This window comes from Rhodococcus sp. P4_B6, assembly GCF_056402215.1.
On sequence record NZ_JBFUHV010000006.1, the window covers coordinates 80,962 to 101,727 of the forward strand.

At 68.7% G+C, this 20,766-nt stretch carries 20 protein-coding genes; 5 read left to right on the forward strand and 15 right to left on the reverse strand.

The features are described 5' to 3' along the window. Window positions 1–46 precede the first annotated feature (46 nt). The 7 genes from AC1DWT_RS04440 to AC1DWT_RS04470 all read right to left on the reverse strand — a co-directional run bounded on the left by AC1DWT_RS04440 (window position 47) and on the right by AC1DWT_RS04470 (window position 6,003). On the reverse strand, window positions 47–622 hold the full coding sequence (locus AC1DWT_RS04440) for a hemerythrin domain-containing protein (RefSeq protein WP_378673579.1): 576 nt from the start codon (window positions 620–622) through the stop codon (window positions 47–49). A 98-nt stretch (window positions 623–720) separates the two neighbouring features. Next, entirely contained in the window at window positions 721–1,485 is a 765-nt protein-coding gene (locus AC1DWT_RS04445) for an HpcH/HpaI aldolase family protein (protein WP_095863179.1), read from the reverse strand. A 14-nt stretch (window positions 1,486–1,499) separates the two neighbouring features. Continuing rightward, window positions 1,500–2,456 (reverse strand): aldo/keto reductase, encoded by a 957-nt coding sequence (locus tag AC1DWT_RS04450; protein ID WP_095863180.1) that lies wholly within the window; start codon window positions 2,454–2,456, stop codon window positions 1,500–1,502. After that, a complete protein-coding gene (locus AC1DWT_RS04455) occupies window positions 2,456–3,313 on the reverse strand; it encodes an ATP-binding cassette domain-containing protein (protein WP_095863181.1) in 858 nt (285 codons plus the stop codon). Before AC1DWT_RS04455 ends, AC1DWT_RS04450 begins: the two co-directional genes overlap by 1 nt. Then, complete coding sequence (locus AC1DWT_RS04460; RefSeq protein ID WP_095863182.1) at window positions 3,310–4,125, reverse strand: ABC transporter ATP-binding protein; 816 nt, start codon at window positions 4,123–4,125, stop codon at window positions 3,310–3,312. The genes AC1DWT_RS04455 and AC1DWT_RS04460 overlap by 4 nt, the downstream gene beginning before the upstream one ends. Window position 4,126: 1 nt before the next feature. Continuing rightward, window positions 4,127–5,071: an ABC transporter permease gene (locus AC1DWT_RS04465; protein ID WP_072938942.1), complete on the reverse strand. Its 945-nt coding sequence runs from the start codon at window positions 5,069–5,071 to the stop codon at window positions 4,127–4,129. Further along, a complete protein-coding gene (locus AC1DWT_RS04470; RefSeq protein ID WP_072938939.1) occupies window positions 5,068–6,003 on the reverse strand; it encodes an ABC transporter permease in 936 nt (311 codons plus the stop codon). The genes AC1DWT_RS04465 and AC1DWT_RS04470 overlap by 4 nt, the downstream gene beginning before the upstream one ends. 400 nt (window positions 6,004–6,403) lie before the next feature. Between AC1DWT_RS04470 and AC1DWT_RS04475 the strand changes: the two genes are divergently transcribed. The 5 genes from AC1DWT_RS04475 to AC1DWT_RS04495 all read left to right on the forward strand — a co-directional run bounded on the left by AC1DWT_RS04475 (window position 6,404) and on the right by AC1DWT_RS04495 (window position 13,033). Then, window positions 6,404–7,978, forward strand: a complete 1,575-nt coding sequence (locus AC1DWT_RS04475) for an ABC transporter substrate-binding protein (RefSeq protein ID WP_072938936.1) — start codon at window positions 6,404–6,406, stop codon at window positions 7,976–7,978. Further along, window positions 7,971–9,266 (forward strand): sialidase family protein, encoded by a 1,296-nt coding sequence (locus AC1DWT_RS04480; protein ID WP_257015752.1) that lies wholly within the window; start codon window positions 7,971–7,973, stop codon window positions 9,264–9,266. Before AC1DWT_RS04475 ends, AC1DWT_RS04480 begins: the two co-directional genes overlap by 8 nt. Next, on the forward strand, window positions 9,263–9,949 hold the full coding sequence (locus AC1DWT_RS04485) for an SDR family NAD(P)-dependent oxidoreductase (RefSeq protein WP_072938933.1): 687 nt from the start codon (window positions 9,263–9,265) through the stop codon (window positions 9,947–9,949). Before AC1DWT_RS04480 ends, AC1DWT_RS04485 begins: the two co-directional genes overlap by 4 nt. 76 nt (window positions 9,950–10,025) lie before the next feature. Then, window positions 10,026–12,254, forward strand: a complete 2,229-nt coding sequence (gene pdxA, locus AC1DWT_RS04490; RefSeq protein ID WP_095863185.1) for a 4-hydroxythreonine-4-phosphate dehydrogenase PdxA — start codon at window positions 10,026–10,028, stop codon at window positions 12,252–12,254. 11 nt (window positions 12,255–12,265) lie between these two features. Continuing rightward, window positions 12,266–13,033 carry a DeoR/GlpR family DNA-binding transcription regulator gene (locus AC1DWT_RS04495; RefSeq protein WP_072938927.1) on the forward strand — a complete coding sequence of 256 codons (768 nt, stop codon included), beginning with the start codon at window positions 12,266–12,268 and terminating at the stop codon, window positions 13,031–13,033. Window positions 13,034–13,040: 7 nt separating this feature from the next. Here AC1DWT_RS04495 and AC1DWT_RS04500 read toward each other — a convergent pair whose 3' ends face one another. Genes AC1DWT_RS04500 through hypF form a run of 8 tightly spaced genes read right to left on the reverse strand, consistent with a single transcriptional unit; the run spans window position 13,041 to window position 20,715 of the window. Continuing rightward, window positions 13,041–13,541: a hypothetical protein gene (locus AC1DWT_RS04500; RefSeq protein ID WP_095863186.1), complete on the reverse strand. Its 501-nt coding sequence runs from the start codon at window positions 13,539–13,541 to the stop codon at window positions 13,041–13,043. Window positions 13,542–13,577: 36 nt separating this feature from the next. Beyond that, the gene (locus AC1DWT_RS04505) at window positions 13,578–14,369 is read right to left on the reverse strand and encodes a DUF6390 family protein (protein ID WP_477919887.1); all 792 of its coding nucleotides are present in this window, start codon (window positions 14,367–14,369) and stop codon (window positions 13,578–13,580) included. A 7-nt stretch (window positions 14,370–14,376) separates the two neighbouring features. Further along, window positions 14,377–15,504: a hydrogenase formation protein HypD gene (hypD, locus tag AC1DWT_RS04510; RefSeq protein ID WP_095863187.1), complete on the reverse strand. Its 1,128-nt coding sequence runs from the start codon at window positions 15,502–15,504 to the stop codon at window positions 14,377–14,379. Window positions 15,505–15,529: 25 nt separating this feature from the next. Continuing rightward, window positions 15,530–15,802, reverse strand: a complete 273-nt coding sequence (locus AC1DWT_RS04515; protein WP_005244643.1) for a HypC/HybG/HupF family hydrogenase formation chaperone — start codon at window positions 15,800–15,802, stop codon at window positions 15,530–15,532. 26 nt (window positions 15,803–15,828) lie between these two features. Next, window positions 15,829–16,929 (reverse strand): hydrogenase expression/formation protein HypE, encoded by a 1,101-nt coding sequence (hypE, locus tag AC1DWT_RS04520; protein ID WP_095863188.1) that lies wholly within the window; start codon window positions 16,927–16,929, stop codon window positions 15,829–15,831. Then, a complete protein-coding gene (locus AC1DWT_RS04525) occupies window positions 16,926–17,618 on the reverse strand; it encodes a D-sedoheptulose-7-phosphate isomerase (protein WP_095863189.1) in 693 nt (230 codons plus the stop codon). The genes hypE and AC1DWT_RS04525 overlap by 4 nt, the downstream gene beginning before the upstream one ends. Further along, a complete protein-coding gene (locus AC1DWT_RS04530) occupies window positions 17,615–18,364 on the reverse strand; it encodes a hydrogenase assembly protein HupF (RefSeq protein ID WP_095863190.1) in 750 nt (249 codons plus the stop codon). The genes AC1DWT_RS04525 and AC1DWT_RS04530 overlap by 4 nt, the downstream gene beginning before the upstream one ends. Before the next feature lie 44 nt (window positions 18,365–18,408). After that, window positions 18,409–20,715, reverse strand: coding sequence for a carbamoyltransferase HypF (gene hypF, locus AC1DWT_RS04535; protein ID WP_095863191.1), 2,307 nt, complete (start codon window positions 20,713–20,715; stop codon window positions 18,409–18,411). Between the last annotated feature and the right edge of the window lie 51 nt (window positions 20,716–20,766).

Genomic DNA, 20,766 nt, shown 5'->3' on the forward strand with positions numbered 1-20,766 from the left:
ACTATAGAACACAGACCGCGCGGTCTGTGATGTGGGGAGTGCGTTGCTACCGGCCCTTCAAGCTGCCGATTCGAAGCGATCCGGGGTTGTCGTCCTCGTCGAGGTCCTCTTCGATCTCGCGGACGTACTCCTTCGGGTCCTTGTCCGAGGTGTCCACCTCCGACACGGTGCGGTGAACGAGGAAGTATTCGGCGAACCGCCGCCCGAGCGACTCGCGAAGATCATCCGGTGCGGTCCGGAAATCGGCCAGGCCCTCCCGTTCCTCCTCGGCCATGTGTTCGTCGTTGGCCCGGCGCGTCCGGCCGACTGCCGCCCACCACTCCTCGGAGAGGACGGGGTTCCCCGCCGCCGCCCGGACGCCGTCGCGGATGTCGTTGTGGTCCCCGATCGCGTCGAGGGTCTCGGCTTCCGCCTCCGCGTCCTCGCCGACACGAAGGAGTTGGGGATAGAAGATTTCCTCTTCCGCTGCAGCGTGCAGATCCAGGCGTTTCGCCAACGGCGTCCACACCGCCTCCACGGCCGTGATCTCCACCCGGCGCCGGGACTTCAATTCGTCCAGTGCGGCGAACTGCCGCCGGAACCACTCGTGGTCGTCGAAAATCAACTCGATGATGTCGGGCATGATTCGATCCATCTTTGCATCAGTCAGGCGGCTTCGCCGCCCGTGCGCCTTTTTGGTAGCGCGAACAACCAAAAAGGCGCACGGGCGCGGAGCGCCTGTCAGTCCCCGGTCGCGGCTTTGAGATGCGCGGCGGAGGCCGCCTTGAGATGGGTGAGATCCGACGCGACGGTCGCGAACGTGTATCCCTCCGCGAGTCGGCGGGCTGCTACCGACCCGTCGGGGGTGTGGATGCCCGCCGCGATGCCCGCCGCTGCGGCGGCCTCCCGGACCCGGGTCACGGCCGCCTCGAACTCGTCGTCGACGCTCGGATCGTTCGGGTGCGCGCCACCCACGGCGAGGCGCAGGTCGGACGGCCCCACGTAGACGCCGTCGAGTCCGGGGACGGCGCAGATCTCCTCCACGTTCGCCAGCCCCTGCGGGGTTTCGATCATCACGACGACGACCGTGTCGCGGTTGGCATCCGACGGGGTCGGGCCGATCCGCAGTTGCGAGCGCATCGGCCCGTACGAGCGCACGCCGGCGGGCGGGTAGGTTGCGGCAGCAACGGCGCGGGCAGCTTCCTCTGCCGTGTTCACCAGCGGAACGATCACTCCCGCCGCGCCGGCGTCGAGTGCCCGGCCGATCGGTGTTGGGTCGTTCGACTCGACCCGGATCATGCCGACCGTGGAACCGGAGGCATCGATGGCGGTGAGCCCCGCGACCATGCCGGAGTATCCGATCAGGCCGTGCTGGAGGTCGAGGGCGATGTAGTCCCAGCCGACGTGGGCGAGCCACTCCGTCGACACCGGGCTGTCGATCACGGACCAATAGCCGACGATCCGTTCCCGGCCGCGGAGTCGGGCGGCGAATTCCTGGGCGCTCATGAGGGCGATTTCTCCTAGCGGTTGTAGTTGGGCATGGGTCCGCGCAGGGCGCTGCCCACTTCGTCGCACGCGTCGATCAGTTCGTCGTCGAGTGTGCCCTTCGCGACAGCGGCGATGTTCGACTGCAGGTGCGCGACCTTGGATCCCCCGAGGAGGATCGGCCCCGCCGCCGGCTTGGACACCAGCCAGCGCAGAGCGAGTTCGGTGAGCGGGATCCCGGCCTTGTCGGCGATCACGGACAACTGGGTGATCGCATCGAAGATCGCGGTGTTCCAGTACCGCTCCTTGTACATCTGTGCCAACCGCGAATCACCGAAGCGGCCATCGGCCGGCTTCGTGTCGTACGAGTGCCGTCCGGTGAGGAGACCGCCGCCGAGCGGGTTGTAGACCATCGTGATCAGTCCGGTGACTGCGGCGAATTCGACGTACTCCTCCTCGATCCGCCGGGCCAGCAGGTTGTAGAGCTGCTGGGCGACGATCGGGCGGGGTGCGCCGACGGCGTCGGCGGTGTGGTTCAGTTCGGCGATCTGCCAGGCCGCGAAGTTGGAGACACCGAGGGCGCGGATCTTGCCCTCCGACACGAGTTCGGCGACGGTGGAGAGGGTGTCGGCGAGGGGTGTGGCCCGGTCGGGCTGATGGAGATAGAACAGATCGACGTAGTCGGTGTCCAGTCTCTTCAGGCTCGCCTCGACGCTCGCCCGGAGGCCCGCGGGGGACAGCGGTGAGTGGTCGCCCGCGTCGGGGTGCGGCATTCCCGCCTTGGTGGCGAGGGTGATTCGGTCGCGGCGCGTGCCGAGCAGTCGGGCGAGGAGGCGTTCGGACTCTCCGCCGGCGTAGCCGTTGGCGGTGTCGATGTGGGTGATGCCGGCGTCGAGCGCGGCGTCGACCATCGCGGCGGCACCGTCGAAGTCGACGGTGTCGCCGAACGTCATCGTGCCGAGAACGAGTGAGGTCAGGTCGAGTTCGGGCATCAAGCTACTCCTCGGGATGCGGTGCGGGAAACGTCGGCCGCGCCGGGTGAACGCGAGACGAGGTGGCGGGGTTTGATCCCGACCATGGTGGTGGGGTCGAGCGCGGCGGCGCGCAGGGCCTGGGTGTACGGCTTGGCGGGACGTTCGAGAACGTCGGTGGTGGAACCGCTTTCGACCACCTGTCCGCGGGACATGACGATCACGGTGTCGCTGATCTCGCGGACGACGCCGAGGTTGTGGGAGATGAAGACGTAGGTCAGGCCGGTGTCGTGCTGGATCTCGCGGAGCAGATCGAGCACCTGAGCCTGCACCGACACGTCCAGTGCGCTGGTGGCCTCGTCGCACACGAGGAGTTCCGGTCCGCTCGCCAGGGCCCGGGCAATGCCGATGCGTTGCCGCTGACCTCCCGAGAATTCGGCGGGGCGGCGATGAAGCGCCGTGGCGGGCAGGCCGACGCGGTCGATCAGCTCCGCGGCTCTGCGCGCCCGCTCGGACTTGCTCCGGACGCCCTGCAGGCGGAGCGGTTCGCCGACGATGTCGACGGCCGTCAGGTGCGGGTCCAGTGAGCCGTACGGGTCCTGGAACACCATCTGCACGCGAGACCGAAAGGGCCGCAGCGCCTTCTCCGACAGCTGCGCGATGTCGGCACCGTCGACGAGGATCCGGCCGGAGGTGGGGGTGAGCAGCCGGACGATCGATTTCGCGATAGTCGATTTCCCGCACCCCGACTCACCGACGACGGCGAGGGTCGCGCCCTTGTCCACCGAGAAGCTGACGGTGTCGACGGCGCGGAACACACCGTCGGGGACCGGGTATTCGACGACGAGGTCCTCGACGGACAGCAGAGGGGCATTCATGTCGACGCTCCTACGGTCGTGGTGAAGTCGCCGAGCCGCGGCACGGCGTCGAGCAGTTTCTTGGTGTAGGCGCTGCGAGGATGGAGAACGAGATCCTCGGCTCCGCCGTTCTCGACGAACCGGCCGTCCTTCATGACGTAGATCCGGTCCGACATCAAGCGGGCGACGCCGAGATCGTGAGTGATGACGAGCATTCCGACGCCGGTGCGCTCCTGGAGTTCGAGCAGCAGGTCGAGGATGCTCGCCTGCACGGTCACGTCGAGGGCGCTGGTGGGTTCGTCGGCGACGATCAGTTCGGGACCCGACGCGAGCGAGCAGGCGATCAGCACACGCTGCAGCATTCCACCGGACAACTGGTGCGGATACTTCCCGAGTTGTCCCGCCGGATTCTGGATCCGTACCTGCTCGAGCAGTTCCACGGCCCGCGCGGTTTCCTTCGACCTTCCGGTGATGCCGCTGTGGCGCACCGCCTCCCGCAGCTGGGATCCGACGGTGTGCACCGGGCTCAGCGCCGTCATCGGGTCCTGCGGGATCAGGGCGATGTGCCGGCCCCGGACCTTCGCGAGCGCCTTCGGCTTCCCGAGGATGTCGCAGTCCTTGAACCGCACCGCGCCGGAGAGGACGGCGAGGTCGTCGGGCAGCAGACCGAGGAGGCCCATCGCCGTGGTCGATTTTCCCGACCCCGATTCGCCGATGATCGTCACCGTTTCGCCGGCGTCGATGCTGAACGACACGCCGTCCACTGCGCGGATGACGCCCCGGGCGGTGATGAGTTCGATCTGCAGTTCGTCGACTCGCAGCAGATTCGTCATGTCACGCAATTCCCTTCCACGCCCGGAGTCGCTGTAGTACACCCGGTTGCAGTCGCAGCGACTTCGGCCGATCCCGGAGCCCGTCGCCGAGCAGGTTGACACCGACGACGAGCAGCACGATGACGAGGCCGGGGAGGGTCACCAGCCACCACGAGGTGGTGATGTAGTCCTGCCCGTCGGAGATGATCCGGCCCCAGGTGGCGAATGGACGTTGCGGTCCGGCACCGAGGTAGCTCAGCGCGCTCTCGAGGAGCACGGCCTGCGCGAGCAGCAGCAGCACGACGAGGGACGCCTGCTTGATGATGTTGGGGACGATGTGGCGGAGCAGGATGGCGGTGCGTCCGAGTCCGAGCACGCGGGACGCCGCGATATACGGTTTCTCGCGTTCGACGAGGACGAGTGAACGGGTCAGCCGGGCGATCTCCGGCCACTGGGCAATGGCGATGACGAACGTGATGACCGGGATCGACGGGCCGAACAGGGCGACGACGAGCAGCAGCATCATGAGGAGCGGCAGCGACAGCTGGGCTTCGAGGAGACGGCTGACAACGGTATCGGCCCAGCCGCCGAGGTAGCCGGCGAGTGCGCCGAGGCACAGGCCGATCAGTCCGGACACGACCACCGCGAGAATTCCGACGGTGAGCGATACCTGCCCGCCGTAGAGGACGCGGGAGAGGAGGTCGCGGCCGAGTTGGTCGGTGCCGAACAGGTGCCCGGGTGTCAGCGGTGGCAGCCGGCGCTGGGCGAGGTCGGTGGCGTCCGGAGACGGCAGGGGCAGTAATTGTGCGCAGGCGACCGGCAGAATGACGGCCAGGGCGCAGATGCTGCCGATCCAGATCTTCACCCGGCTGTCGCGAGCGACTCGGGTGGCACCGGCCCGGGCGATGTCGCGGCGGGTGACCGTGGACGGGCGCGCATGCGCCGGGGGATCGACGATGGTGGTCATTTACTCGTTCCCTTTCCGAGTCGGACGCGCGGGTCGAGGAGCGGATAGCAGAGGTCGACGAGAAGCTGGACGAGAACGGCGAGTACTGCGGTCACCAGGACGGTGGCCTGGATGAGGGGGTAGTCCCTCGTCTCGAGTGCCCGTACGACCAGCGATCCGACGCCGGGCCACGCGAAGACGACCTCGACCACGACGACACCGTTGAGCATGGATGCGAACCGGGTGCCGAGCGCGGTCAGCACGGGGATCGCGGAGTTCCGCAGCGCGTACCGCCAGATGAGCTCCCGCTCCGGGACACCCCGCGAGCGGGCCACCGTCATGTACGGCGAGGAGAACGCGCCGACCATCTCGCGGCGGACCATGCGGGAGATCAGGGCAATCTGCAGGACGGCCACGGTCACGGTGGGCAACACCAGGCTGGACCAGGTCGTGAATCCGGCCGCGGGAAAAATCGGGATCAGGACCGCGAACACGGTGATGAGCATCAGCCCGGTCCAGAAGTCGGGCATGGACTGGCCGGCGATCGTGACGACGTTGGCACCGAGTTCGCGCCTCGTGTCGGCGCGGCGCGCCATCCACACGCCCAGCGGGATGGCCACCAGCGTGGTGAGCACGATCGCCGCGACGGACAGGGTGATCGTGTATGGCAGCCGGGCGAGGACGACGTCGAAGGCGGGTGCCTGGAACGAGTACGAGGTGCCGAGATCGAGGTGGAGAAGGCCGCGGAGATACAGCAGGTACTGGGTGAACACGGACTGGTCGAGGCCCATGTCCGCCCTGATCCGGGCGAGGTCCTCGGTGCTGGCCAGCGGCCCGGCCATCGAGTAGGCGGGATCGCCGGGCGCCATCCGGATGAGGACGAACACGGTGGTCAGCGTCAGGAAGACGGCCAGCGCGCTCTGTCCGAGTCGTTTGACGACGTAGCGGGGCATGGCCGCCGTCAGCACCCTCGGGGCGCGGGAGGTCCGGGTCCGGCGGGGAGCCGATGATGCCGAGCCCGGGGGCTGGGCTGCAAGCGCCGTGTCGGCGGCGTGCTGCGTCATGAGGTCACCGGCCGTTCGGGGTCTGCGTGAGGGGTCATCGTCGACCTTTCGATAACGCCGGCGATGGAGGAGTCGACACCGCGGCGTGTCGGGTACAGCAGCTTCGTTTGTAACTCAGCTCACAATCGCACTAATGCGCGTTGTGCGCAAGTCCCGCTCGCCATCTTGCGCATCTCAAGCAACTCTGAGTAGAGTTTGGATGTGCCGGCGATCACATCGCCTGGTGGGCAACCGCCTCGCGCCGTGCCTGATCGCTGCGCCCCACACCCATAGTCCCGAGAGGTCGACGATGACCAATTCTCTTTTCGAACAGCGTTTTTCGAGGAGAACGCTGCTCAGGTCGGGTCTCCTGCTCGGCGCCGGCCTCACGCTCGGTTCCGCAGCGGGCTGCGCGACGCCGACCGGAACACCCGGACCGAGGACCGTGAGCCTGGCCCTGAACCGATCGCTCGTGAGCCTCGACAACAAGCTGAACCAGTTCGATGCGGCACTGACGGTGCAGCGGGGGGTGCGGCAGGCCCTCACCGAAATCGACCGCGACCTGCGGCCCCGGCTCGTTCTGGCCGACCGGTTCGAACTCGTCGCACCCACCCAGTGGTACGTGCACCTGCGGCCCGGCATCCGCTATTCGGACGGAACGCCGGTGCGGGTGCAGGACGTCGCGACGGCCCTGCAGATGTACAGCCAGGTCGACGGATCCTTCGTCGGCGGATTCTTTCCCGAGTGGCCCACGGTCGACCAGATCGACGACACCAGCTTCACCCTCAACACCGAACGTCCCGTCCCCGTGCTCGACTACCTCATGTCGAACATTCTCGTCACCCCGGCGGCCGCGAACCTTCCCGAGGAACTGCAGTCCGGTGTGGGAACCGGACCGTATGTCGTGACCGAAAGCGACCGCGGCACCGGCAACTACACACTGGTGCGCAACGAGAACTACTGGGGAACGCCGGCGCAGATCGAATCGGTGCGTGTCCGCTTCGTCCCGGACGAGTCGAACCGCGTCGTGACGTTGCGGAGTGGCGAGGTCGACGTCATCGACTCCATCACCCCGGACGCGGCGGACCAGCTCGCCGGACTGTCGGGTGTCTCGATCGACCGGATCGACGGCGTGCGACTGAATCAACTCTTCTTCAATTTCCGGAAGCCGCAGGGGCATCCGCTGGCCGACGCGCGGGTGCGCAGGGCCCTGACCTACGCGATCGACGGGCGAGCCCTCGTCGACCAGGTTCTCCAGGGCTCCGCCACCCAGTCGCGCGGGGTCATTCCCCTCACCCTCGACGGCGCTGTCGAGACCGGCGAATACAGCTACGACCCGGCGCGTGCCCGCGGCGAACTCGACGCCCTCGGGGTCCGCGACCTGGAGCTGAAGATCATCTGGGAGACAGGCGAGTTCGCCGCCGACACCGACATCATGGAATCGGTGCTGCAGATGCTGTCCGCGGTCGGTGTGCGAACCACCCTGCAGCAGTTCGAACCCGGCGGCGACATCTCGCAGTGGCGTCAGGGCAAGGCCGGCGACTGGGACGTCCTCGGCAACGGCTTCCCGAGCCCGACCGGTCTGGCCCTGACCATCATGCAGGGCATGTACGCCGGCACCGCGGAGAAGGAAGCGACCCGGGACACCTACCACGGGTATATCTTTCCCGAGATCACCCAGACCATCACCCAGGCCTCCGAGGAGGCCGACGCCACCCGGCGCGGCGAACTTCTCGCGGATGCGCAACGCCGGATCTGGGACACGTGCCCGTGTCTGTGGTCGTTCGTCCCGAAAGCGGTCCTCGCGCGCCGCTCGCGGATCGACGGTGTCGCGTTGCGGCCCACGAATTCCTACGACCTGAGTGTCGCGGCGCTGCATGCCTAGACGTGACGCGACCGCCGCCGTCGACAACCCGCCCGCCACCATCCACGCACTGGAGACGCAGATGACCACACCGAGTCCCGCAACCGATACCCGGCTCACCGACGGCGTCCTACGTGACGTCGCCGAGGCGGGTCGACGCGACGCTCTGCTCCCCGCGCCGCAGGTGCAGAATCACGCGGCCAATCTCACGGTCCTGCCCGACGGGTCCCTCGGGTGCGTGTGGTTCGCAGGCACCCAGGAGGGTGTGCCGGACATCAGCGTCTGGTTCTCCCGGCTCGCCCCGGGCGTGGGCGTGTGGTCCGGGCCGGTGCAGCTGTCCGATGATCCGACGCGGTCGGAGCAGAATCCCGTTCTGCACGTGACGAAGACGGGCGCCGTGTGGTTGCTGTGGACGTCCCAGCACGCCGGCAACCAGGACACGGCGCGGGTCATGCGGCGCATCTCCGCCGACGGCGGCCGGACGTGGGGCGAGGCGCACATCCTGCTGCCGGAGACCGACGCCGGCGGCGTGTTCGTGCGGCAACCGGTCATCGCACTCCCCACCGGGCGGCTCCTGCTGCCCGTGTTCCACTGCGTCCGCATCGAGGGCCGCAAATGGGTGGGCGATCGCGACTACAGCAGCGTGATGATCTCCGACGACGGCGAGTCCTGGCGGGAGGTGGTCGTGCCGGGCAGCGTCGGCTGTGTGCACATGAACATCGGACGCCTCTCCAACGGCACCCTCGTCGCCCTCTACCGCAGCCGCTGGGCGGACTCGATCTACCGCAGCGTCTCGACGGACGACGGCGACACCTGGACCGAGCCGGAGGCCACCGAACTGCCCAACAATAATTCGTCCATCCAGTTCGTCGTGCTGTCCGACGACCGGCTCGCCCTGGTGTTCAACGAGTCCAGCGCCGTGAACGCCACCGCGCGGCGGACGTCCCTGTACGACGAGATCGACGACGACGGACTCGCCGACGCACCGCCCGCGGCGGCGGACGCGGAACCGGAACCACTCGACGACGGCGACAGCCGCAGCGCGTTCTGGGGTGCCCCCCGCGCGCCGATGACGCTGGCGATGTCCGAGGACGGTGGCCGGACGTGGCCGCATCGCCGCGACATCGAGGTCGGCGACGGCTACTGCCTGTCCAACAACTCCCGCGACGGCCTGAACCGTGAGTACTCGTACCCCAGCATCACCGCCGGGAACGACGGTCACCTGCACGTGGCGTTCACCCGGTTCCGTCAGGCGATCGAGTACGTCGAACTCGAGGCGGGCTGGATTGCCGACGGGGGCCGGTCGTGACGGGGGATGCGAAGCGGGCGGTCGTGACCGGGGTCAGCTCCGGCATCGGCGCCGCCACCGCCCGCCGGCTTCTGGACGACGGGTGGTCGGTCACCGGATTCAGCAGGCGGGATCCCGGCATCGATCACGATCGGTTCGCCCGGGTTGCCGTCGATCTCGGTGATCTCGACGCGTTGTCCGCGGAGGCGACGGCGGTCGGTCCGGTGGACGCCGTCATCCATGCGGCCGGACTGCAGTCCTCGGCGCCCCTGGGAAAACTCCGGGTGGAGGACGGCCTGGACATGTGGCGTATCCACGTCGCGGCCGCCGAGGTCCTCGTCAACGGGCTCGTGCCGTCGATGCGCGACGGTGGCCGGGTGGTCCTGGTCGGGAGCCGCACGATGTCCGGGGCGGCGGGCAAGAGTCAGTACGCCGCCACCAAGTCGGCCCTCGTGGGGATGTCGCGGTCCTGGGCCGCCGAGTTGGTGCACCGGGCGATCACGGTCAACGTGGTCGCGCCGGGGCCGACGGACACCCCGATGCTGAACGATCCGGCACGCACGTCGACGCCCCCGAAGCTTCCGCCGCTCGGCCGTTTCATCGCGCCGGAGGAGGTGGCGGGGCTGATCGGCTTCCTCGTCGGACCGCTCGGCGGGAGCATCACGGGTCAGGCGATCGTGCAGTGCGCGGGGGCTTCACTGTGAACATGCTGCGCGCAACGCGCATAACTGCTAGCATTCGATGCACGGAACGCGCACATAATCGGGCAAAGGCGGCGTCATGAGACCGAACTCGATCGGACCGGATCCGGCCGTCGCGGTCTTCGCCGACGACCTGTCCGGTGCGGCGGAAGTGGCGAGCGCCTTTCTCGACCGGAGTGCGCCCCTGTCGCTTCTTCTCGGCGCCGGCGAGGCGCACGCGGCGGGCGGAGTCGTCATCGCGGATCTCGACACCCGGTCGATGAGCGCCGAGGGTGCGGCCCGGACGATGCGCCGTGCCCTCGACGGCGTTCCGTCCGGCACGCTCGTGGTGAAGAAGATCGACTCACTTCTGCGCGGGAACATCGGGGCCGAGGTGGGAATTCTCGCCGACAGCGGTCCGGTGGTTTTCGCGGCGGGCCTGCCCGCACTCGACCGGACCGTGCGCGGCGGCGTCGTGCACGTCGGTTCGACGCCACTCCATGCCGCCGGCGTCTGGTCGGCGGAACCCACCCCGCCGCCGGAATCGGTGGCCGCACTCTTCCCGGGCCGTCCCACGCGGTGCGTGCCCCGCGGTCCCGGCGTCGGCCAGGCGCTGGCCCGCGCGGCGTCCGACGGCGCCATCGCGATCTGCGACGTCGAGACCGAGACCGACCTCGACTCGATCGTCCTGGCCTGCCGCACCATTCCCGGAGTGCGACTGGCCGGGACGTCCGCCCTCGCCGCGGCCGTGGCGCGCACCCTGCCCCGACGCGACGTCACCGCTCCCGCGGTCACGCCCGCGGACTCCGTCCTGACCGTCGTCGGAACGGCGGAACCCATTGCTGTGCAACAGGTTGCATCACTCGTCGCCGACGGTGCCCGGCACATCCCCGTCGGCGCCCGCAACCTTCTCCTCGGCGACGTCGACACCGGGCCCCTGAGCCGCGCACTCGACAGCGGTCACGCAGTCCTGACGGTCACCGGAGACGTCGACCCGTCGAACGCGCGGACGCTGTCGGCGGCGCTCGGCCGACTGGTCGCCGCCCTGCAGAACGGCCACCGCTCCGATCTTGTGCTCACCGGCGGGGAGACGGCGCGGGCCATCGTCGACGCGCTGGGCATCACGTCACTCCGGCCGGTCCACGAGGTGCACCACGGCGCCGTCGCCTCCGTCGCATCCGACGGCCGTCGCGTCGTCACCAAGCCCGGCAGTTTCGGCGACTCGACCAGTCTCTCCGCGATCGCGGCCTACCTGTGCGGCCATGAGCCGCCCACCCACACTCCCACACAGCGAGGACCTCACATGAGCGCGTCAACCGATACCGCGAACCTGCCCATCGTCGCCGTCACCATGGGCGACGGCGCCGGAATCGGCCCCGAGGTGATCGTCCCCGCCCTGCTGGACGAGGCCACCCTGTCCTGGTGCAAGCCCGTCGTCATCGGCGACGCGAAGCGGCTGCGTCTCGCGGCGAACGTGCTCGGCATCGACGTCGACATCGTGACCGTCGAATCGATCGCCGACGCGCAGTCGGTGCCCGGGCGCGTCAACGTCATCGATCTCGACCTCCTGCCCGAAGACCTGGCGTGGGGCGAACTGTCCCCGGTCGCCGGTCACGCCGCGTACGAGTACATCCGCGTCGCCAGCGAACTCGCGGTGCGCGGGGAGGTGCAGGCCATCTGCACGGCCCCGCTCAACAAGGAGGCTCTGCACGCCGCAGGCCACATCTTCCCGGGGCACACCGAACTCCTCGCGCACCTCACCGGCACCGAGGAGGTGTCCATGATGCTGTCGACGCCGAAGCTGAAGGTGATCCACGTGACCACCCACATCGGCCTGCTCGACGCCGTCGCGAAGATCGAACCCGGACTCGTCGAGCGGACGATCCGGCGTGGGCACGAGGCGCTCGTGCGCTCCGGAATCCCGGAACCGAAGATCGGGGTGTGCGGCATCAACCCGCACGCCGGCGAGCACGGGCTGTTCGGCTACGGGGAGGAGGAGCAGAAGATCATTCCCGCGGTCGAGCTGCTGAAGGCGGACGGCATCGACGTCCACGGACCCCTGCCTGCCGACACCGCATTCTTCCTCGCGGGACGCGGCGACTACGACCTGATCGTGGCGATGTACCACGATCAGGGGCACGGGCCGGTGAAGGTCCTCGGCATCGAGGCGGGTGTCAACATCACGGTCGGGCTGCCCGTCATCCGGACGTCCGTCGACCACGGCACCGCCTTCGACATCGCAGGCAAGGGTATTGCGGAGGCCGGTAGTATGGTCGAAGCTCTTCGTCAGGCTGCCGAATTGGCAACCAGCACAGCGGTTGTGAAGTAGGGGGACGAAACATGGCGGTTCGCGAGTCGGAAGCACGCCGATCCGAGATCGTGCGGCTGGCCCGGTCGAGCGGGCTGGCCAGCGTCGACGACCTGTCGGCACAGTTCGGTGTCACCGCCTCCACCATCCGGCGGGACCTGAGCCAGCTCACTTCCCAGGGGCTGATCGCCCGCACCTACGGTGGCGCCATCGCGCTCGACCCCCAGCAGGAATCGTCACTCCGCCAGCGCGCTCTCGAGGGTTTCGACGCGAAGCGCGCTATCGCGGAATGGTCCGCCAGCCAGGTCCGGCCGGGCGAGACCATCCTGCTCGACGCGGGCACCACGGTGGGTGCGATGGGGGAGTTTCTGCGCGACATCGAAGACATCACGGTCATCGCGGCCGGTCTGACCGCCCTCGAATCGCTCGCCGACGCCGACTCCGTGCGCGTCGAGTGCATCGGGGGAACACTCCGCCATCTCAGTCAGGGGTTCGTCGGACCGCTGGCGGAGGCCACCCTCCAACGTGTCACGTTCGATCGCGCGTTCCTCGGGGCGGATGCCGTCACCGCGGATCTGGGCATCTGCGAAGCCGAACTGGAGCAGACGCGCCTCAAGGAAATCATGATCGCCCGCGCGGACGAGGTGTACGTGCTGGCGCACGCGGCAAAACTCGGGCAGCGCCCGTTCCATGCGTGGGCGCCGATCCCACCCGGAACCACCATCGTCACCGACGACTCCGCAGACATCGGGGAGACGGCGTCCTTCGAAGCCGCAGGGATGCGTGTCGTGCGCGTCTGACGCCGGTTTACCGCTTGTCCTTCTTCGCTTGTTTCCGTGCGCCCGCGGCGATGGTGGAGGCTTCGAATTTCTTGCGGCCGGACGATTTCCGGGTGGCGTCGACGCGGGCCTTGCCGGACGAGCCGACCTTGCCGTCACTGTCGCCGAGTTCGCTGAAGGAGGGGGAGTCGCTGCGGGCACGGGCGAGTCGTTCGTCCTTCAAGTCCTGAGCGCTGGCGCGTGCCGCCGTCGCCAACTGGCGGCTCACCCGGCTGAGTGCTGCCTCGAAGACTTCGGCCTTGTCGGCGTTGCGGACGTTGGCCGCCTTACCGGCCGCACGCGCTCCCTTGTCCTCGACCTTCGCTGCGCCTTCCTGGCGGTACAGCTTGACGTGCTTGTTGCGGGCGCGGCGAACGCGGGTGTGCAGCTTGATCAGCTTGTCCTCGTCCAAGCCGGCCATCTGCGCCTTCTTGGTCTCGCGAATCAGCACGAACTCGTCCTCGGACAGGGAATTCAGAATCTTCTTCATGTCGGCTCCGATCCGGCCACAGGCCGTGAGTTGTAGTCATGGTAACCGGGAAACGTTCCGGTCGGTCCGTTTCGGTAAAGTGGTGGTCACCTCCCGATCGAGTCGTCGATTGGTCTGTGCAAGTTGCCATTCCGTCTGCCGGGCCAACCGCTCGACCTGGTCCGGGTCGAGGCGGTCGCACACGAAATCCCAGTGCACCGCCACCCGGTCGCCCACGGCGAGATCGTGCACGAAAGTTCCCTCGGGCACGCGGTAGTCGGCCGGGTCGTCCTGCTCGGGGCCGAGCGACAGCCGGGTTCCGTCCCACGACAGGCGGCGCGACCGGACGAGCGCACGATCGGCGTCGACCCCCACCACCTCACCCCAGCGGATGCGGCAGGAGTCGAGAACCTGCAGTGGCTGCGGCATTCCGGTGTCCAGCAGCCGCGACCACGGGTACACCCCGAACACGTGAAAGTTGTGGGTCGGCGCCGCCTCCCCGAGCAGGTCCGCGGTGAGGTGCTTCCAGTAGTGACCGGCCTGCGACGCGAGGCGGGACAGCAGGGCGGAGCCGAACTCGGCCCGGTCGATGTGGTCGGAGAGTTCGTCCGCGATCCAGTACCCCCGGACAACCCTCTCGTCCAATGGGTCCGCGATTCCGGCGAGCCGGGCGATCACCTCCTGGTACGGCCACGCGCCGCTGAACTGCCTCGCCATCGCCACCACATCGGTCTCCGGCGTGCCGCCGCACGCGACGGCCTGCAGTCGCTCCGAGCCGGGAGGACCGCAGTACCCCAGGGCATTCGGGGCGTGCGCGTACTGCGCGAACACGCGGTGCCCGGGAGGGATCACCTGGTCAGCCTCGCTGACCGAGCAATTGCGCCGTCTCGCGGTGGAGCCGGCCGAAGTTGTAGTACGCGGCGCACGCACCCTCGGGGGAGACCATGCACGTGCCGATCGGAGTCTCCGGGGTGCACGCCGTCCCGAACACCTTGCATTCCCAGGGTTTGATGACGCCCTTGAGGACCTCGCCGCACTGGCAGGCCTTCGGATCAGCCACCCGCACACCCGGCATCGAGAACTTCTCCTCGGCGTCGAACTCGGCGTAGTTCCGGTGGACCTTGAGCGCGCTCTGCGAGATGAAACCGAGTCCGCGCCATTCGAAGTGCGGGCGCAGTTCGAACGTCTCGGCCATCAGCTTCAGTGCCTGCACGTTGCCCTCCGCGCGCACCACCCGCTTGTACTGGTTCTCGATCTCACAGCGGCCCTCGCGAATCTGCTGGAGCAGCATGTGCACCGACGCGAGGATGTCGAGAGGCTCGAAGCCCGCGACCACCATCGGTTTCCCGTACACCTCGGACACGAACCGGTACGGCCGCAGCCCCACCACGGTGGACACGTGGCCCGGGCCGAGGAAACCCGACAACCGCAGGTCGGGGGATTCGAGGATGGCCTTGATCGGCGGAACGATCGTGACGTGGTTGCAGAACACGCTGAAGTTCTGCACGCCCAGCGCCCGCGCGCGCACCAGGGTCACCGCGGTGGACGGCGCGGTGGTCTCGAACCCGACGGCGAAGAACACCACCTGGTGGTCGGGGTTGTCGAGGGCCACCTTCAGCGCGTCCAGCGGCGAATACACGAAGCGGACGTCCGCGCCGCGGGCCTTCGCCTCGATGAGGTTTCCCTTGGATCCGGGCACCCGCATCATGTCGCCGAACGTCGTGAAGATGACGCCGGGTTGCTCGGCCAGCCACATGGCGTCGTCGACGCGGCCCATCGGGATGACGCACACCGGGCATCCGGGGCCGTGCACCAACTCCACGGACTCCGGAAGCAGGTGCTCGATGCCGTGCCGGTAGATGGTGTGGGTGTGCCCGCCGCACACCTCCATGAACTTGAACTCGTCACCGCGGGCCAGTTCGGTGATGGATTTGACCAGGGCGCGCGCCGCCGCCGGGTCCCGGAATTCGTCGACGAACTTCATCCCTGTTACCTCGTTCTTGCTGTAGTCACGCGATTTCGGACGAGTTGAACGCGTCGATCTCGTTCACGTAGTCGGCGCCCATCTTCTGCACCTGATCCAGCGTCAGCTGCGCCTCGATCTCGTCGATCTTCGCCATCGCGAAGCCGACGTGCACGAGCACCCAGTCACCGACGACGAGACCCTCTTCGGCGAGCAGTCGCACACTGATCGTTCTCTGGACGCCGTTCACGTCCACCTTGGCCAGATGCTGTTCGGCGTCGACGATGTCGACCACCTGACCGGGTATCCCCAGACACATCGTGGTTCTCCTTCTCGGGCTGTTCTTCAGCAGATTCGGGGGAGCGGGTCACCGACGAGCATGTCGACGATCCGGCTGCCGCCGAACGAGGTTCGCAGTGCGACGATGCCCGGCGGTTCGGCCAGGATCTCGCCCACCGCGGTCGCGTCAGCTCCCCGCGGGTGGGCTCGCAGCGCCGCGACGGCCGCGTCCGCCTCCTCCGCCGCGACGATGGCGACGAACTTGCCCTCGTTCGCGACGTACAGCGGGTCGATGCCGAGCATGTCGCAGGCACCGAGCACCTGAGGCTCGATGGGCAGCGACTGCTCATCGATGATCACGGCGAGCTGGCAGGCATGGGCCAGTTCGTTGCACACGGTGCCGACGCCGCCACGGGTGGCGTCCCGCATCCACCGCGTCGACGGGGCCGCCTCCAGCAGCGTCTCCACCAGGGAATTGACGGGGGCCGTGTCGGAGGCGATGTCGGCCTCGATGGCCAGGTCGCCGCGGGCGAGCATCACGGCCATCCCGTGTGCGCCGATCGTGCCCGACAGCAGCACCTTGTCGCCCGCGCGCACGAGGTCGGGCGACAGCCGCCTGCCCTCCGGGATGACACCGACGCCGGCGGTGGAGATGTAGACCCCGTCAGCGGCGCCCTTGCCGACGACCTTGGTGTCGCCGGTGACGATCTGCACTCCCGACAGGACAGCCGCCTCGCTCATGTCGGCGACGATCTCCCGCAGTTCGGCGATCGGGAAACCCTCCTCGATGACGAACGCCGCCGACAACCACTTGGGGCGCGCACCGGACACGGCGAGATCGTTGACGGTCCCGTGCACCGCGAGATGCCCGATGGAACCGCCGGGAAACCGCAGCGGCTGAACCACGTACGAGTCGGTGGAGAACGCGAGCCGCTCACCCGACGGCATGGTGAGCGCGGCCGCGTCACCGAGTTGCTCGAGTTCCTCGTTGCGGAACGCCTCCACGAACACCGCGTCGACGAGCGCGGCCGACGACTTTCCGCCCGCACCGTGAGCGAGTGTCACCACCTCGTCGAGCAGCCGGGGCCTGCGCTGCCGGAACTTGTCGATCCGCTCCAGCACCCGGTCTTCGCGTTCCGCCGACGTGGCCGGTTCAGTTGTGCTCATGAAGCCTCCACGGAGTTGGGAGCGGGCCGCGTCATGTGTTCCTGGGCCACCGACCACAGCCGGTACCCGAGCATCGCGTGGCTCTCCTGAATCCGGTGGATGCTCTGCGAATGGACGGTGTAGCAGAAATCGAGTTCGCCTGCGGACGCCATCGCCGCCATCCGGCCGCCCTCGTGCCCGGCGAACCCGATGGTCAACAGCCCCCGCTGCTTCGCCTCGGTGAGCGCGGTCATCAGGTCGTCCGAGTTCCCCGACGTCGACAGCGCGATCGCGACGTCGCGGTCCCGGGCGTGGGCGATGATCTGCCGTTTGAAGATCAGATCGAAGCCCACGTCGTTGCCGAGCGCCGTCACCACGGCCTGATCGGCGGCGAGCGACCAGGCCGCCACCGGGCGTCCGCGGGCGGGACGGCTGAACAGCGACGCCAGCGTGGCGGCGTCGGTGGAACTGCCGCCGTTGCCGAACGTGTAGAGGCGGCCGCCGCGGCGGAACCGGTCGGCCATGTCGATCCCGGCCGCGGTCAGGCCTTCCCCGTATTCGTCGAGGGACGCCTTCTGCAGACGCGCGCTCTCGGCGGCCTTCCCGCAGGCGGAGGCGGCGAGGTCGTCGAGGAGGCTCTGGGCGTCGGTTTCCTCCGAGTCGATGAACGGGTAGAGGAAGCTGGTGCTCTCCGAGTCGTGGGTGGTCATCGGTTCGCCTCCGGACTCGTGTCGTCGAGTCGCGTGATCGCCGCGCCCGCGTGCACCAGGACGAGGTCGTTGGGCCGGACGTCGCCGAGGACGCTGACGTCCACCCATTCCTCGCCGGCGGCCGTGCGGACCAGGGCGGGGCCGAGGGGTTCGGCGGGCTCGATCACCACTTCACCGAGACGGCCCTCGTCGCTGCACGTGACGCAGACCGTCTCGTCGCACTCCTCGGCGTCAGGCTTCAGCAGTCCCGAGTGCTCGAAGCAGACGTGCGTGAGTTCCCACAGCAGGTGGTACATGAGGACGAACCGTCCGGTGGCGGGGACCATCGGGTCGTCCGAGTCGACCCAGAGGATGTGGTTCGCCGCGCCGGCCGGTGGCCGCGGGCCCGCCCCGATCCACATCGTCGTCGCCCCCCACGCCGGTGCGCGGCGCATGGCGTCGACCACGGCGGGTTCGTTCGCCGACGCCACCGCCAGCAGGATGTCGCCGGGCCTGCTCGCCACCCGGGCCTGCGCCACCGGATCGGGTTCGACGAGGGCCACCGACGGCAGCGCCCGTTTGCCCATGATCACGGGATGGACGAATTCGACGGCGACGTGATGGGCGTGCGGTTCCCACTGCGGTGAGATCACCCAGAGCGTCGCCCCGTCATGGAATTTGCGGGCGAGCGACAACGCCGCGGCGGCGAGATCCGCGGACAGGTCCGTGTCGACGAGGTGCCCGCCCGCCTCTGCGGTGGTGGTCATTCACTAGCTCCCGTCCCGGGCCGTCCGGTCGGGGGCTGCCGACGTCACGGTCCGCGCATGGTTGCCGCGGCACCGATCACCGCCTGGCCGAGGGAGAGTCCTCCGTCGTTGGGAGGCACCCGGTGGTGGGTGAGGACTCGATAACCGCTGCTCTCCCAGTGTGCTCTCACCAGTGCGAGGAATAAACGGTTTTGAAAGACTCCTCCGGTCAGCCCGATCGTCGACGCACCGGTCGCGGTGGCGGCCCGGTCGACGAGGTCCGCCGTCGCGCCCGCGAGGGCATGGTGGAAGCCGAGCGCGAGCGCCGCGGGCGGGGTTCCGTCGCGCAGACTTGTGACGATGCCGGACACCAGAAGAGGCAGAGTGAGCTGGTCGTTCTCCACCTGCATGGTGAGGGGCGCGGGGCGCGGGGCGGTCCGGGCGAGGGCCTCGAGTTCGATGGCCGCCTGCGCCTCGTACGTGACCCGGTGCCGGACCCCGAGCAGCGACGCGACGCCGTCGAACAGGCGGCCCGCGCTCGTCGTCCTGATGCATCCGACACCCGAGACGAGTTGCGATTCCACGGCCGCGCGTTCCGCGGCGGGGATCGCCGCCACGCAGGGCAGTCCGCCGACGTCGGTGATGCCGCACTCGTGCAGCAGCGCCAGTGCCACCCGCACCGGATTCCGGACGGCCGCGTCGCCACCCGGCAGTGAGAACGGCTGCACGTGTCCGACCCGCCGCGAGTCGAGGATGTCCGGGCCGACGAGGAGGAGTTCGCCGCCCCACACGGTGGTGTCGCAGCCGTACCCGGTCCCGTCGAACGCGACACCGAGCACCGTCGTCCCGACCAACCCGTGTTCGGCCATCAGCGACGCGACGTGCGCGTGGTGGTGCTGCACGGTGAGCAGCGGGACGCCGGTGCTGTCGCTGTAGCGCCGGGCCCAGTGGTGCGTCGAATAGCCGGGGTGCCGGTCGGCGACCACGGCCTCCGGGGTGATCCCGTGCAGCTGCGTCAACTGCCGCACCGATGTCTCGAAGGCGCGCTGACTCTCCAGGCTGCCCATGTCTCCGAGGTGCGCCGAACAGAACGCGTAGTCCTGCCGGGTCAGGCAGAAGGTGTTCTTGATCTCCGCGCCCACCGCCAGGATCTCCGGGCCCTGCGCGGGCAGCACCACCGGCAGCGGCGCGAACCCGCGCGAGCGCCGGATCGGCAGCACCGCCGCGTCCGCCACCGCCAGCACGGAATCCTCACAGGGCACCGCGATCCGGCGGTCGTGCATCAGGAACACGTCGGCGATGTCCCGCAACCGGGTACGGGCGTCGTCGTTGTCGAAACACAGCGGTTCGCCGCTGAGGTTGCCGGACGTCATGACCAGCACCCGCGGTGGGTCGACGTCGCTGCCGGGGGTCCGGGTGAAGAGCAGGTGATGCAGGGGGGTGTACGGCAGCATCACGCCGAGGTCGTCGATCCCGGGCGCGATTCCGTCGGCAATCGTGGCAGTATTCCGCTTGTGCAGCAACAGGATCGGCCGGGCCGCGTGCCGCAGCAGCGCGCTCTCGGGTTCGGAGATCTCGCACAGTTCGGCGGCGACGGACAGGTCTGCCGTCATCACCGCGAACGGCTTGTCCGGGCGGTGCTTGCGTGCCCGGAGGGTCGCCACGGCGGACGCGTCGGCGGCGTCGCACACGAGGTGGAACCCGCCGAGGCCCTTGACCGCCACGATCCGGCCGCCCCGCAACGCCCCCTGCACCGCGGTGATCACGGCATCGTCCCCGTCCACCCGGCGACCGTCGATCTCGGCGAACAGGTGCGGACCGCAGTCGGGGCAGCACACCGGTTGCGCGTGGAACCGGCGATCGGCAGGGTCGCGGTACTCGGCCAGGCACGCCGCGCACAGCGGGAACTCGGCCATCGTGGTGTTCGGCCGGTCGTAGGGCAGGTCGGTGATCACCGTGAACCGCGGCCCGCAGTTGGTGCAATTGACGAACGGGTGCCGATACCGGCGGTCGTGCGGATCGGCCAGTTCGCGAAGGCAATCCGCGCACGTCGCTACGTCCGGCGACACCAGCGTCCGTGCGCCGGGGACGTGCCGGCTGTCGATGATCCGGAACGACTCGTCCCCGCGCACCGGCACGGGCTGGACCGTCGCGTCCACGATCACGGCCATCGGCGGCGCGTCCGTGCGGAGCCGCCGCACGAACTCCGACACCGACGCGGACTTGCCCTCGATCTCGATGAACACGCTGACGTCGTCGTTGCCGCAGTGGCCGTGCAACCCCAGGTCACCGGCCAGTCGCGCGACGAACGGGCGGAAACCGACCCCCTGCACGACCCCGTGGACCGTGATGCGCGATCGTTCGACCGTCATCCTCGGATGATTCCCCCGCCGAGGTGCGGGGCGCAAGAGCCGCGCCCGCGG

Bases quoted from the DNA above. Each gene is read 5' to 3' on its own strand.
- AC1DWT_RS04515 (WP_005244643.1), bottom strand. From the start codon at position 15,802: ATGTGTCTGGGGATACCCGGTCAGGTGGTCGACATCGTCGACGCCGAA.
- AC1DWT_RS04450 (WP_095863180.1), bottom strand. From the start codon at position 2,456: ATGCCCGAACTCGACCTGACCTCACTCGTTCTCGGCACGATGACGTTC.
- AC1DWT_RS04475 (WP_072938936.1), top strand. From the start codon at position 6,404: ATGACCAATTCTCTTTTCGAACAGCGTTTTTCGAGGAGAACGCTGCTC.
- AC1DWT_RS04465 (WP_072938942.1), bottom strand. From the start codon at position 5,071: ATGACCACCATCGTCGATCCCCCGGCGCATGCGCGCCCGTCCACGGTC.
- hypF (WP_095863191.1), bottom strand. From the start codon at position 20,715: ATGACGGTCGAACGATCGCGCATCACGGTCCACGGGGTCGTGCAGGGG.
- AC1DWT_RS04500 (WP_095863186.1), bottom strand. From the start codon at position 13,541: ATGAAGAAGATTCTGAATTCCCTGTCCGAGGACGAGTTCGTGCTGATT.
- AC1DWT_RS04460 (WP_095863182.1), bottom strand. From the start codon at position 4,125: ATGACGAATCTGCTGCGAGTCGACGAACTGCAGATCGAACTCATCACC.
- AC1DWT_RS04440 (WP_378673579.1), bottom strand. From the start codon at position 622: ATGCCCGACATCATCGAGTTGATTTTCGACGACCACGAGTGGTTCCGG.
- AC1DWT_RS04455 (WP_095863181.1), bottom strand. From the start codon at position 3,313: ATGAATGCCCCTCTGCTGTCCGTCGAGGACCTCGTCGTCGAATACCCG.
- AC1DWT_RS04495 (WP_072938927.1), top strand. From the start codon at position 12,266: ATGGCGGTTCGCGAGTCGGAAGCACGCCGATCCGAGATCGTGCGGCTG.
- AC1DWT_RS04480 (WP_257015752.1), top strand. From the start codon at position 7,971: ATGCCTAGACGTGACGCGACCGCCGCCGTCGACAACCCGCCCGCCACC.
- AC1DWT_RS04530 (WP_095863190.1), bottom strand. From the start codon at position 18,364: ATGACCACCACCGCAGAGGCGGGCGGGCACCTCGTCGACACGGACCTG.
- AC1DWT_RS04470 (WP_072938939.1), bottom strand. From the start codon at position 6,003: ATGCCCCGCTACGTCGTCAAACGACTCGGACAGAGCGCGCTGGCCGTC.
- hypD (WP_095863187.1), bottom strand. From the start codon at position 15,504: ATGAAGTTCGTCGACGAATTCCGGGACCCGGCGGCGGCGCGCGCCCTG.
- hypE (WP_095863188.1), bottom strand. From the start codon at position 16,929: ATGAGCACAACTGAACCGGCCACGTCGGCGGAACGCGAAGACCGGGTG.
- AC1DWT_RS04525 (WP_095863189.1), bottom strand. From the start codon at position 17,618: ATGACCACCCACGACTCGGAGAGCACCAGCTTCCTCTACCCGTTCATC.
- pdxA (WP_095863185.1), top strand. From the start codon at position 10,026: ATGAGACCGAACTCGATCGGACCGGATCCGGCCGTCGCGGTCTTCGCC.
- AC1DWT_RS04445 (WP_095863179.1), bottom strand. From the start codon at position 1,485: ATGAGCGCCCAGGAATTCGCCGCCCGACTCCGCGGCCGGGAACGGATC.